11 protein-coding genes are annotated in these 11,991 nt (G+C 70.2%); 5 read left to right on the top strand and 6 right to left on the bottom strand.

The features are described from left to right. Nucleotides 1-7: 7 nt before the first annotated feature. Genes AB4Z18_RS12415 through hemE form a run of 5 tightly spaced genes read right to left on the bottom strand, consistent with a single transcriptional unit; the run spans nt 8 to nt 3,808 of the window. A complete protein-coding gene (locus AB4Z18_RS12415) occupies nt 8-223 on the bottom strand; it encodes a DUF3618 domain-containing protein (RefSeq protein WP_441783049.1) in 216 nt (71 codons plus the stop codon). After that, a complete protein-coding gene (locus AB4Z18_RS12410) occupies nt 213-653 on the bottom strand; it encodes a phage holin family protein (RefSeq protein WP_441783048.1) in 441 nt (146 codons plus the stop codon). The genes AB4Z18_RS12415 and AB4Z18_RS12410 overlap by 11 nt, the downstream gene beginning before the upstream one ends. 37 nt (nt 654-690) lie before the next feature. Continuing rightward, complete coding sequence (locus AB4Z18_RS12405; protein ID WP_441783047.1) at nt 691-1,011, bottom strand: hypothetical protein; 321 nt, start codon at nt 1,009-1,011, stop codon at nt 691-693. Nucleotides 1,012-1,028: 17 nt separating this feature from the next. Next, the gene (hemG, locus tag AB4Z18_RS12400) at nt 1,029-2,657 is read right to left on the bottom strand and encodes a protoporphyrinogen oxidase (RefSeq protein WP_441783046.1); all 1,629 of its coding nucleotides are present in this window, start codon (nt 2,655-2,657) and stop codon (nt 1,029-1,031) included. Beyond that, nucleotides 2,654-3,808 (bottom strand): uroporphyrinogen decarboxylase, encoded by a 1,155-nt coding sequence (gene hemE, locus AB4Z18_RS12395; protein WP_441783045.1) that lies wholly within the window; start codon nt 3,806-3,808, stop codon nt 2,654-2,656. Before hemE ends, hemG begins: the two co-directional genes overlap by 4 nt. Nucleotides 3,809-3,907: 99 nt before the next feature. On the opposite strand from hemE, the gene AB4Z18_RS12390 reads away from it, so the two are divergent. From AB4Z18_RS12390 to AB4Z18_RS12370, 5 genes are all read left to right on the top strand, one after another. Next, complete coding sequence (locus AB4Z18_RS12390) at nt 3,908-5,212, top strand: glutamyl-tRNA reductase (RefSeq protein ID WP_441783044.1); 1,305 nt, start codon at nt 3,908-3,910, stop codon at nt 5,210-5,212. A gap of 28 nt (nt 5,213-5,240) precedes the next feature. After that, on the top strand, nt 5,241-5,867 hold the full coding sequence (locus tag AB4Z18_RS12385; RefSeq protein WP_441783043.1) for a GNAT family N-acetyltransferase: 627 nt from the start codon (nt 5,241-5,243) through the stop codon (nt 5,865-5,867). A gap of 76 nt (nt 5,868-5,943) precedes the next feature. Further along, a complete protein-coding gene (locus tag AB4Z18_RS12380) occupies nt 5,944-7,332 on the top strand; it encodes a glycine--tRNA ligase (protein ID WP_441783042.1) in 1,389 nt (462 codons plus the stop codon). A 37-nt stretch (nt 7,333-7,369) separates the two neighbouring features. Further along, on the top strand, nt 7,370-9,859 hold the full coding sequence (locus AB4Z18_RS12375) for a bifunctional lysylphosphatidylglycerol flippase/synthetase MprF (protein ID WP_441783041.1): 2,490 nt from the start codon (nt 7,370-7,372) through the stop codon (nt 9,857-9,859). 22 nt (nt 9,860-9,881) lie between these two features. Continuing rightward, nucleotides 9,882-10,940: an NAD-dependent epimerase/dehydratase family protein gene (locus AB4Z18_RS12370; RefSeq protein ID WP_441783040.1), complete on the top strand. Its 1,059-nt coding sequence runs from the start codon at nt 9,882-9,884 to the stop codon at nt 10,938-10,940. On the opposite strand, the gene AB4Z18_RS12365 is transcribed toward AB4Z18_RS12370, so the two are convergent. Beyond that, entirely contained in the window at nt 10,904-11,989 is a 1,086-nt protein-coding gene (locus tag AB4Z18_RS12365) for a PrsW family glutamic-type intramembrane protease (RefSeq protein ID WP_441783997.1), read from the bottom strand. The genes AB4Z18_RS12370 and AB4Z18_RS12365 overlap by 37 nt on opposite strands. Nucleotides 11,990-11,991 lie beyond the last annotated feature (2 nt).

The following is an 11,991-nucleotide window of genomic DNA, read 5'->3' as shown; positions in this document are numbered from 1 at the left end:
CGACCGCTCACCGGCGGATCAGGCGCACGATGCCCCACACGGTTCCGGCGACCGTGACCGCGACGCCCACCGCGATCCCGGCGAGCGCGATCGGATTCTCTTTCCGGAGGCGCTCGATGCTTTCGGAGGCGCGCTTGGGCACATTCAGCTTGTACTCGATCGCCTCCACGGTGGCGGCGAGTTCGGAGCGCGCCCGGTCGACGTCGCTGCGGTCAGTTGTCATACTTCCCCAGTCCTTTCAGCGCGTCGGCGTCTTCCTTGATGCTGTCGATCGTCTGCGACGGCGCGACGCCATCCATCTTCTTGAACGACCGGATGCCGATCAGCGCGAGTACGACGGCGATCACGACGAGCGCACCGAACACGATGAGCGCGGCGGCCCACGCGGGCAGCGCGACCGCGATGCCCAGAATGGCGGCGGCGATGAGCGCCCCGAAGGCGAAGAAGAGGAGGAACGCGGCGCCGGCGAGGAGCCCTATGCCGACACCGGCATACTTGGCCTTCTCGGCGAACTCGGCCTTCAGGTGATTCAGTTCCGCCTTGAGCAGGTCGACGATCAGCCGCGGCAGGTCGGAGACCAGCTGCGCGAGGGATCTGGACCGGGCGCGCTCGGCGCGGGCCCGTTCGCCCGGGGTCGGTTCACTGTCGGTCATCGGCGTCTCCCCTCGTCGTCTCCGCACAGTACTCCCGTCAGGACGATGTGGCCCTGCCGGAGTCGTCGGCACGGAGGGCAGCCTCCGCCGCGGGCGAGGGATAGGGGGCGCGCGATTCACGGCGACGGCGGTTCGCCTGCACCACGGCCTTCTTCACCGTGATGTACGCCGTCTCGGGAAATTCGCCCACCTTCTCGGCGACGAAGTCCTCGACGGCGTGCACCTGCTTCTGCACCGTCGGCGACTGCCAGGCCTTGGCGGCCGTGGCCTTCAGCTGCTCGTATCGCTCACGGCCGGCGCGAGCGCCGAGCACGTAGCCCACCGCCGCTCCGGCGACGAAGAGGAGTTTGCCGCGCATACCGTCTCCTGTCTCTGTCAGTCGTCCGCGTGAAGTGCGTCCGTCAGGGCCTTCCAACGCAGGCCTCGCACGCGCTCGGCCGTGCGGCGCGCGTCCGGGATCACGGAGGCGAGGCCCGTACCGGTCAGCCAAGACCCGGTGACCTCGAGACCCTCGACGCCGTCGACCTCGGTGCGAACCAGCTGGATGCGGTCCCGCTGCCCCACTGTCGCATACGGGAGGGCGTTCGTCCAGGGGGTCCGCGCGAATGCCGTCACAGCGGATTCCAGGATCGGAATATTCAGCAGACGGGATGCGTCGGCGACCGCCTGCGCCCGCAAGGCGGCGTCGTCCATGGCGAGGGTCTCGGCCGGTCGGCCCGCCCTGCCGTAGGAGAGGCGGACCACGTGGCGGCCTGGCCCGGCCGCCTCGTGGACCCAGGCCCACTTGGCGCTCGCGTGCGTCATCGCCTTCGCCCGCACGTCCGCCCCCGGCACATCGGCCACGAGGACACCCGTGCCCACCGGCGTCGTGGAGAGGCGGTCGTCGTCGATGACGAGCGTCACCAGTTCGACGCTGGACGCGGCGGGCCAGTCGAGCGCGGGGAGGTTGGCGAGTGCCGGATCCAGCGTGGCAAGGAGCGGCAGGGCTTCGTCGGCCGGAGCGGCGAGCACGATCGCGTCCGCCGGGATCTCGTCGCCGGCGACCGTGCGGACGACCCAGCGAGCGGGCTCCGGCTGATCCGGCGCCGCCGGGCGGCCGGCCGCGTCCGGATCCAGCGACTCCGCCAGCACAGCTTCGACCACCGCTTCGGCCGTCTCCTCCGCCGATGGCGCGATCCAGCGCTCGATCGTCTCGACGGACGTCCCCGTACGGATGACGCCGCCGCGTGCCTCGATGTCTGCGGCGAGCGCCTCCGGCAGCCGCCACATCCCGCCGCGAATGCCGCCCACCGCACTTCCCGCCTTCGCCGCCGATCGCAGCTCTCCGACCGCGCCCGAGAGCGAGCCGAGCCGGGTCAGCGCAGCATTGAGGCCGGGCGCGACCACCTCGATGTCCAGTTCGTCGGGCGCGGCCGAGTAGACGCCGGTCGTCACGGGCGCGACGAGCAGGTCGAGGACCTTGCGCCCCATCCGCTTGCGCACCAGCGTGCCGAGGCGGCGCTCCTGCCCGATCTTCAGGACCGGGATGACCCGGTCGAGGTACGCGCGGGCCGCACCGCCCCAGCCGATCGCCGCCACGACATCCTGCGCCACGGGCGAGCTGGGAATGCCGAGCAGACCGGCCTTCGGAAGCGGCACCGACCGGGACCCGTGTCGCACCCAGGCGCCGGACGGGTTCGGCTGCACGACCTCGTCATCGAGCCCCAGGTCGTGGATCAGCTCGGCGACGTGGCCGCCTCGGGTAGCGAAGCTCTCTGCGCCGGCGTCGAGCGTCATCCCGGCGAGCGGAAGTGGCGCAACGCTGCCGCCGACGCGGTCGGCCGCCTCGAGCAGTGTCACGGCGAAGCCTGGCCGGGCGCACTCGCGCGCGACGACGAGGCCCGCCATCCCTCCGCCGATGACGACGATGCGGGTGGGCGGGGCCTCGACCGCGTGACGGATCTCGTCGCCGAGGGGATCGGCCTCTCCCTCAGTCTGGCCCCGCGCGACGCGGTCGTCGCTCATTCCGGACGCCACCCGTGCACGAGTTCGACGACACGCGTCAGCACGGCGGGGTCGGTCTCGGGCGGAACGCCGTGCCCGAGGTTGAGCACGTGCGCCGGCGCCTCGCGGCCGCGGTCGAGCACATCCCGGACATGCGCCTCCAGCACGGGCCAGGGGGCGTCGAGCATCGCCGGGTCGACGTTGCCCTGCACCGGTACGACGTGCCCGAGGCGACGGCTCGCCTCGTCGAGGGGGATGCGGTAGTCGACCCCGACCGCGTCGGCGCCGACCTCGTGCATCGCCTTGAGCAGTTCGCCCGTCCCGACGCCGAAGTGCACGAGGGGCACGTTGCGCACGACGGCGTCGATGGCCGGTTCGACGTCATCCGCCGATGCGGATCCGGTCTCGGGTAGCTCGTAGTCCAGGTCACGGACGTGCTCCAGCGCGCGGGCCGACGCCGGGGCGACGAGCGCCGCGTAGTCGTGCAGGGAGAGGGAGCCGGCCCACGAGTCGAACAGTTGCGCGGCGCTCGCGCCCGCCAGCACCTGCGCGCGCAGGAAGGCACCCGAGATGTCAGCGGTCCACTCCATCAGTCGCGACCAGGCCTCGGGGTCGGCGTGCATGAGAGTGCGGGCGCGGATGTGATCCTTGGACGGGCCGCCCTCGACCAGGTACGCGGCGAGGGTGAACGGTGCGCCGGCGAAGCCGATCAGCGGGGTCGATCCGAGTTCAGCGACGGTCAGCCGCACGGCCTCCTGGATCGGTGCGAAGACGTCGTCGCCGAGAGAAGCGGGATCGATCGCCGTCAGCCGCGCGACGTCCTCCGCCGTGCGAACGGCCTGCGCGAACACCGGGCCCTTGCCGGGGACGATCTCCACGTCGACGCCCGCGAGCTTTAGCGGCACGACGATGTCGCTGAAGAAGATGCCGGCGTCCACCCCGTGACGCCGGACCGGCTGCAGGGTGATCTCGCTCGCCATCGCCGGGTCGAGGCACGCATCCAGCATCCGGGTGCCGACCCGCAGCTCGCGGTATTCGGGAAGCGATCGCCCCGCCTGGCGCATGAACCAGACCGGTGTCACCTCCTGCCGCTCGCCCTGATAGGCCCGGACGAGCGGGCTGGACGAGGTGCGGCCGGCGGAGAGGGGATGGTCGGAGGCGAGGGTGGTCACGTTCCGATTCTGCCAGGGCGGCGACTGGTGAAAGCCTGGGCTGTGGAGAACCTGGGGGCCGATTCGAGGTTGGTCCGACGCGAGCGTAGGCTTTCGTCCGTGCTTCTGTGCTTCTCGTCGAGTCACCGGACGGCTGACTTCGACCTCCTGGAACGGCTCGAGCGTCACGCTCCGGCCATCACCGCCGCACTCTCGGAGCACAGCGACATCGTCTCGGGCTCGGTGGTCCTCGCGACCTGCAACCGGTTCGAGGCCTACCTCGACATCGACGAGCCGCTCCCGGCCGCGCGCGCCGTCTCCGCTGCGGCCGTACTGGATGCGGTGAGCTCGGCATCCGGCATCGACCCGGATGTGCTCCGCGACGCCAGCTCCGTCTACAGCGATCACGCCGTCGCCGAGCACCTGTTCGCGGTGACGAGCGGACTCGAGTCCGTCGTCGTCGGCGAGGGCGAGATCGCCGGCCAGGTGCGGCGCGCCCTCGACTCCGCGCGGAGTGCCGGCTCGGTCACCAGCGAGCTGGAGCGCCTCTTCCAGGTCGCCTCGCGCACCTCCCGCGGCGTCAAGAACCGCACGGGGATCATGTCGGCCGGCCGTTCGATGGTCCGCCTCGCCCTCGACCTTGCCGAGAGCCGTGTCAGCGACTGGGCGCAGACCCGCGTGCTGCTGGTCGGCACCGGCAAGTACGCCGGCGCCAGCCTCGCCGCCCTCCGCGACCGGGGGGTGGCGGACGTGCAGGTGTACTCCCCTTCCAGACGCGCGCCGAAGTTCGCCGCATCCCACGACATCGCCGCAGTCCCCGCCGACGGGCTGCTTCACGCTCTCGCCGAGAGCGACCTCGTGGTCACCTGCTCGGCGGTCACCGACTACGTGCTGACGCGCCCGATCGTGGCCGAAGCCCTCGCCCTTCCTGGCGCGCTCGAGCGCCGCCTGGTCATCGACCTGGGCCTCCCCCGGAACGTCGACCCGCAGGCGGCCGAGCTCCCCGGCGTCGAGCTGCTGGACCTCGAAACCATCAGCATCCACGCGCCGCTGGAAGAACTGCATGCCGCCGACGACGCGCGCAGCATCGTGGATGAGGCCGCCGCCGAGTACCGTGCCCGTACGGCCGAGCAGGAGGTCACTCCTGCACTCGTCGCCCTGCGGAAGCACGTCTTCGACATCCTCGACGCCGAGATCGAGCGGGCGCGCGGGCGCGGCGACAGCAGCGAGCAGACCGAGGCGGCCCTCCGCCACCTCGCGGGCGTGCTGCTGCACACGCCGTCCGTCCGGGCGCGGGAGCTCGCCCGTGAGGGCGACGCCCAGACCTTCATCGCCGGGGCCGCCGCCGTCTTCGGCATCGAGGTGGATGCCGCGAGCGCCCGCCCCGCCCTCTCCGCTGTGGACGACGAGTCCGCGGCGTCCTGACCGACAGCCCGACAGCGTAAGGATCGACGTGAGCGACGAAGCCACCACGACCACCACCGTCCCGCCTCACGGCGCGAGCGGCCTCCCCTATGCCGCCGAGCAGCTGCGCACCGAGCGCCTGCTGCTCCGCCCTTTGAACACGGGCGACCTGGAGGACGTGCACTCCTACCAGAAGCTCAAGGACGTCGTCCGCTACCTCTACTGGGAGGTGCACGACCACGACGAGTCCGCCGAGCACCTGCGCAAGCGCATCGCGATGAGCAGGCTCGCCGAGAACGGCGACGGCATCGTCTTCGCGGTCGAACTGTTCGACCCCGAGGGCGGCCCCGGCCGAGTGATCGGCGACATCAGCCTGTTCCTCAAGAACGCGACGTGGGGCAAGTTCGAGATGGGCTGGGTGTTCCACCCGGCGGTGCACGGCCGCGGCTACGCGACCGAGGCGGCCCAGCGGGTCCTCGAACTGTGCTTCGACACCCTCGGCGCGCACCGGGTCTTCGCCCAGCTGGACGCCCGCAACGACGCTTCCGCGCGGCTGTGCGAGCGGATCGGGATGCGCCAGGAGGCGCTCCTGCGCGAGACGGAGATCTTCAAGGGCGAATGGTCGGACACCGCCGTGTACGCCATCCTCGAGCAGGAGTTCCGCTCCCAGGACTGACCGCGCGACGGGCGCAGGCGCATCCTCAGTAGGATGGACGGGTCCCCCACACCCGCCGCACTGCACAGGGAGCACCATGGCCGCACCGTCGAGACTGGAATCCGTCATCACGCTGGCTCAGCACCGTGGATTCGTCTTCCCCTCCGGCGAGATCTACGGCGGCACGCGATCGGCGTGGGATTACGGTCCCCTCGGCGTGGAGCTGAAGGAGAACATCAAGCGCGAGTGGTGGAACGCGTTCGTGCGCGGCCGTGGTGACATGGTCGGCCTCGACTCGGCCATCATCCTGCCCACCGCCGTGTGGGAGGCCTCCGGTCACGTCCAGGTGTTCAGCGACCCGCTCACCGAGTCGCTCATCACCCACAAGCGGTACCGCGCCGACCACCTCTTCGAGGCGTACCAGGCCGAGCACGGCCACCCGCCGGCGAACGGTCTCGACGACATCCCCGACCCCGACCACCCGGACAAGGTCGGCCAGTGGACGCCCATCCGGCAGTTCTCGGGCCTCATGAAGACCTACCTCGGCGTCGTCGACGACGAGTCGGGCCTGCACTACATGCGCCCGGAGACCGCCCAGGGCATCTTCACCGACTTCGCCTCGGTGCTGCAGACCTCGCGCAAGAAGCCGCCGTTCGGCATCGGCCAGATCGGCAAGGCGTTCCGCAACGAGATCACGCCGGGGAACTTCATCTTCCGCACCCGCGAGTTCGAGCAGATGGAGATCGAGTACTTCGTCGAGCCGGGAACGGACGAGGAGTGGTTCGACACGTGGATCGACCTCGCCTGGGACTGGTTCACCGACCTCGGCATCGACCCGCAGAACATCCGCCGGTTCGAGCACCCGAAGGACGCGCTGGCGCACTACTCGAAGCGAACGATCGACATCGAGTACCGCTTCGACTTCGTGGGCAGCGAGTGGGGCGAGCTGATGGGTGTCGCGAACCGCACCGACTTCGATCTCAAGACTCACATCGAGCACTCCGGTAAAGACCTGAGCTACTTCGACCAGAACAAGAACGAGCGCTACGTGCCGTTCGTCATCGAGCCGTCCTTCGGTCTGACGCGCGCTCTCATGGCGTTCCTGGTGGATGCGTATGACGAAGAGCAGGTGCCGAACGCCAAGGGCGGCACCGACAAGCGCACCGTGCTGCACCTCGACCCGCGGCTCGCGCCGGTGAAGGTGGCCGTGCTCCCACTGTCGCGCAACGAGGCCCTGTCGCCGCTCGCCCGCGGGCTGGCCGACCGGCTCCGGAAGCGCCGCAACGTCGACTTCGACGACTCCGGTGCGATCGGTCGCCGCTACCGTCGCCAGGACGAGATCGGCACCCCGCTCGCGGTCACGGTCGACTTCGACTCCCTCGAGGACGACGCCGTGACGGTCCGCGACCGCGACTCGATGCAGCAGGAGCGCATCCCGCTCGAAGGACTCGACCGTTACCTGGCGGAGCGTCTGCGGGAGATCTGAGGCACCCGGACCCGGTCCCACCGTGACGGAGGCCCGCATGACCACCGCAGACACCGGCCGGACGCTCGCACGGTTCGCCCGCGTCGCGCCGGCGAGCATCACGCTGGCCGTCGTGGTCCTCGTCACCTCGATTGCGACCGGGACGCTGTGGAACGCTCCCGCGAGCGGGTCGGTGTGGGCGGCGGGCGTGACGACGACCATCCACGCCGGCCGCTGGTGGACGCCCCTCACCGCGCTCTTCGTGCCCGAGGATGCGGTGCAACTGGTCGTGGTCCTGGTCCTCGCGCTGACCGCGATGGCGGGTGCGGAACGACTGCTCGGAACGGCGCGCACGGTGCTCGCGTTCCTGGTCACCGGAGTCGTCGCCATTGCACTCGGGGTGCTCCTGCAGTGGGCCGCCGTGGGCCTCGGGGAGATCTGGGCGACCGTCACGGAGTTCGACGTCACGCTGGATCCGACCATCGGGATCGTCGGAACGCTCGTCACGGCGAGCGCCTTCGCCAGCACGCTGTGGCGCAGGCGCATCCGGCTGCTCACCTTTGCCGTAGTGCTCGTCTTCGTCTTGTACAACGGCGACCAGAACAACGTCTACCGCCTCATCGCGGCGCTGCTCGGCCTCGCTCTCGGCGTGATCCTCCGTCGTACGCCTCTCCGTCGGCTCCATCGCAGCTCGCACGGGGAGACGCGCAACCTCGTCGCCGGCATCGTCGCCATCACCGCGTTCGGCCCGCTGCTGGCGCTGCTCCCGCCCGGCGGGTTCGGGCCGCTGTCGTTCGTCGCGATGCTGTTCGAGCGTCCGAGCGTGGATGTCGCCGCCGTCATGGCGCGCTGCGATGTCTCGTACACCAGCAACTGCCGCACGCAGCTGATGATGGTGTCGGTGCAGGGGCCGGGGCCGCTGCTGCTGTCGGTGCTGCCGCTCGCACTCCTGCTCCTCGCTGCCGTCGGGCTGCGGCGCGGCCGCCGTTTCGCGCTGTTCCTCGGGATCGTCGTCAACGCCGCGATGCTCGTGCTGCCGTTCACCGCGCTCGGTGGCGACATCGACCTGGAGGTGCAGAGCGTCGAGGCACTCGCGCCCGCTGTCGAGCTCCTGCTGTGGCTGTTCGCCGCGATGCTGGTGCCGATCGCCTCCATCGCGCTGCTGATCGCGACCCGGCGCCAGTTCCAGATCCATTCGCCTCGCGCGGCCATCGCCCGGTTCGCGATCATCGTCGTTTGCTCGTTCGCGCTGCTGGCGCTCGCCTACCTGGTGGCGGCGCTCGCCTCGCTCACCGAATTCGTGCCGGATGCGACCGTGGGCGACATCTTCGCCTCCACGCTTCGCCGGTTCGTTCCCGCCGGCTTCCTGTCGGTGCTCGGAACGCCCATCGTGCCCACGAGCCCACTCGTGACCGTCCTGTACCAGTGGGTCGGGCCGCTGTTCTGGGCCGTGTTCGTGTCCGCCGTCCTGCAGTTGTACCGGGCGACGTTCACCGGGCGGACGGTTGCGGACGAGGAGCACTTCCGCGCGCTGCTGCGTGAGGGCGGCGGCGGCACCCTCGGGTTCATGGGCACGTGGCCCGGCAATGTGTACTGGTTCAGCGCAGACGGGGAGTCCGCCATCGCCTACCGGGTCATCGGCGGCATCGCGATCACACTGTCCGATCCGGTCTGCCGGCCGGAGCGCGCGGAGCGCACTGTCGCCGAGTTCGTGCAGTTCTGCGACGCGAACAGCTGGGTGCCGGTGTTCTACAGCATCCACGACGCGTTCCTGCCCGTCTTCGCGGCGCTGGGCTGGCCTACCATCGCCGTCGGCGAGGAGACGCTGATGCACCCCCAGTCCTTCGACATGGTCGGGAAGCCCTGGCAGAAGGTGCGGCAGGCCCACAATCGCGGGATCAAAGAGCGGATCTCTACTCTTTGGACGACCTGGGATGACCTGTCGCCGCTCATCCAGACGCAGATCATCGCCCTCAGCGAGCAGTGGGTCTCCGAGAAGGAGCTGCCGGAGATGGGCTTCACGCTGGGCGGGATCGACGAGCTCAAGGATCCGGATGTCCGGCTCTACCTCGCCTTCGACCCGGACGGCGGCCTGCAGGCCGTCACGAGCTGGCTTCCCAGCTGGCGCGACGGCACAGTCGTCGGCTACACGATCGACTTCATGCGGCGGGCGGACGGGTCGATCCCGGGGATCATGGAGTTCATCATCGCCTCCGCCGCCCAGCACATGCGCGACGACGGGATCGAAGTGCTGAGTCTTTCCGGTGCCCCGCTGGCGACCAAGCCGGGGGCGGGCGACGGGGATGACGACGAGCCCAGCACCATGGACCGGCTGCTCGGCTTCCTCGGCCGGACCCTGGAGCCGGCGTACGGCTTCGCCTCGCTGTTCTCGTTCAAGAGCAAGTTCAACCCGACCTACGAGACGATCCACATGGCTTACCCGGACCCTGTCGCGCTGCCCGCGATCGCGAACGCGCTCGGCAAGGCGTACCTGCCCGACGCGAACGCCCGCGAGTACGTCGCCCTCGCCCGGACCCTGATCCGATAGCGGGCCGGGGTACGGTGACCGCATGACCGACGCGACGCGCACCGCCATGATCATCGGCGGCACCGGGCAGATCGGCTCCGCCGTCGCGCGCCGGCTGGTGCTCGACGGCTGGTCGGTCCTCCTGGCGCACCGTGGTGAGCACCCCGGCGACGCTTCCCTGGCCGAGCTGGATGTGACGAGCATCCGGCTGGACCGTGACGACACCGACGCGCTGCTCGAGCGGGCCCGCGGCCACGACCTCGTGCTCGACACCGTCGCCTACGAGCCGCGGCACGGCGAGCAACTGGCGCAGCTGGCCGGCGACGTCGGGTCGCTGGTGGTCATCTCCACCGGGTCGGTCTACGTCGGCACCGAGGGCGGGTACCTGGATGTGGTGACGGGCCCCGACGACTTCCCGTCCTACCCGGTGCCGCTGCGGGAGACCGATCCGACCGTCGACAACGGCGAGCGCACGTACTCGCCACTGAAGGCAGCCCTAGAGCGGCAGCTGCTCGGCGTAGAGGACCTACCGGTCAGCATCCTGAGACCCGGCGCCATCCAGGGTCCGTTCAGTCCGGCGCTGCGGGAGTGGTACTTCATCAAACGGGCGCTCGACGGCCGCCGTCAGGTCGTGCTGTCCGACGGAGGGACCAACCGCTTCAGCACCTCGTCGACCGTGAACATCGCCGAACTGGTAGCTCTCTGCGCCGCGCACCCCGGCAAGCGGGTGCTTAACGCGGTCGACCACGACGATCTGAGCGTCGCCGAGATCGCGCAGACGGTGTTCGCCGCCCTGGAGCACGAGGTCGAGATCGTCACCTTCCCCGGCCCGCCGGTGGACGGCGTCGGCGGCACGCCGTGGACTGTCGCGCATCCATTGCTGCTCAGCATGGCCGCCGCGTCCGTCGAGCTCGGCTACCGACAACCCGTGAGCTACGCCGAGGCGGTCGCCTCGACCATCGACTGGGCCGTGCGCGAGGTGAACGCGGCCGAGCGACGGCAGGAGGACTGGGAGACGGTCTTCCCGTCCCTGGCCGGGCGCGCCCGCTCCGACCGGTGGTTCGACTACGGCGCCGAGGATGCGTTCCTGGCCTCGCTCTGACCGGATGCCGACCGGATGCGCCGGGCGATGAGCAGCCACGTCACCCCGCTTGCGACCACGAACAGCAGGTCGAAGAGGAGCAGCAGCCCGCCTCTCGCAGCTGGTGGCCAGGGCAGGACCTGACCGAGCCAGATGGCGCCGTCGAAGGCGCCGTGCGCGGCCGCTACACCCAGGTAGGCGAGCACGACCCCGAAGGTCAGCCGGAACCGTCCCGACCGGGCCGCGCCGAAGACGGCTGCGCCGAGCAGCGCAGAGAAGACGGGATGCAGGAAGGGGCCGGTCAGCCCCCGCCCGATCATCGTCGTCACGAACAGACCGAACCCGGCGTCCGTCTCCTGACCGCGCGCGAAGGCCTCCTGGAGGTAGCTGAGGTTCTCGATCACACTGAAGCCGAGGCCGACGGCCCCTCCGACGAAGAGGCCGATCCGGGCATCCTTCACCGGCAGCTTGAGCGCCAGCAGCACGACCGCACTGATCTTGGCGAGCTCCTCGACGACACCCGCCAGAACCAGCGCGATTCCGCTCGGGTGCGAGGTGGTGCCGCCTCCGAGCAGGTCGATCAGCGTGTTCAGCGGGGCGGCGACCAGTGTCGAGGCCAGGCCGCCCACCCCGGCGATGAGAACGAGCCGGGATGCGGTCAGCCCGTCCTCCGGTCGCAGCCGGTACGCCATCGTGTAGAGGATCGCCACCGCGATGGTGGCCGCGCCCGTCACCAGCAGGTACGGGGACAGCACGGCGGGGCCGTCGTCCGCGGCGTTCGGGGCCAGCGCTCGGAACAAGAAGCTGAAGCCGAACAGCCAGAGCCAGATGAACGCACTGCTGCCGACGACGATCCAGCCGCCGAAACGCCCGATCCACTTCCGCGGCGGCCTCGGGCGCTTCACGGGCTGAGCCGGCTGCAGTGCGTGCAGCGGGTAGACGTACTGCGTCCAGTCGACGCCGCTCCACCACCGCAGGAACCGCTGGTCGTACGGATCGCCGTACCAGCCGGCGGGCGGAAGGCCCGCGAGGGGTGCGTCGCCGGGGGGCTGGCTGTCGGCTGGTGCCATGG

Origin of the sequence: Leifsonia sp. 2TAF2, assembly GCF_052115085.1 — a bacterium.
In the GTDB taxonomy this organism is placed as follows: Bacteria; Actinomycetota; Actinomycetes; order Actinomycetales; family Microbacteriaceae; genus Leifsonia.
This window is presented reverse-complemented; position numbering and strand designations above follow the sequence as displayed.

What these genes read in the sequence shown, in the direction of transcription:
- AB4Z18_RS12410 (WP_441783048.1), bottom strand. Translation starts at nt 653, where the DNA reads ATGACCGACAGTGAACCGACCCCGGGCGAACGGGCCCGCGCCGAGCGC.
- AB4Z18_RS12415 (WP_441783049.1), bottom strand. Translation starts at nt 223, where the DNA reads ATGACAACTGACCGCAGCGACGTCGACCGGGCGCGCTCCGAACTCGCC.
- AB4Z18_RS12405 (WP_441783047.1), bottom strand. Translation starts at nt 1,011, where the DNA reads ATGCGCGGCAAACTCCTCTTCGTCGCCGGAGCGGCGGTGGGCTACGTG.
- AB4Z18_RS12375 (WP_441783041.1), top strand. Translation starts at nt 7,370, where the DNA reads ATGACCACCGCAGACACCGGCCGGACGCTCGCACGGTTCGCCCGCGTC.
- hemG (WP_441783046.1), bottom strand. Translation starts at nt 2,657, where the DNA reads ATGAGCGACGACCGCGTCGCGCGGGGCCAGACTGAGGGAGAGGCCGAT.
- AB4Z18_RS12365 (WP_441783997.1), bottom strand. Translation starts at nt 11,989, where the DNA reads ATGGCACCAGCCGACAGCCAGCCCCCCGGCGACGCACCCCTCGCGGGC.
- AB4Z18_RS12370 (WP_441783040.1), top strand. Translation starts at nt 9,882, where the DNA reads ATGACCGACGCGACGCGCACCGCCATGATCATCGGCGGCACCGGGCAG.
- AB4Z18_RS12380 (WP_441783042.1), top strand. Translation starts at nt 5,944, where the DNA reads ATGGCCGCACCGTCGAGACTGGAATCCGTCATCACGCTGGCTCAGCAC.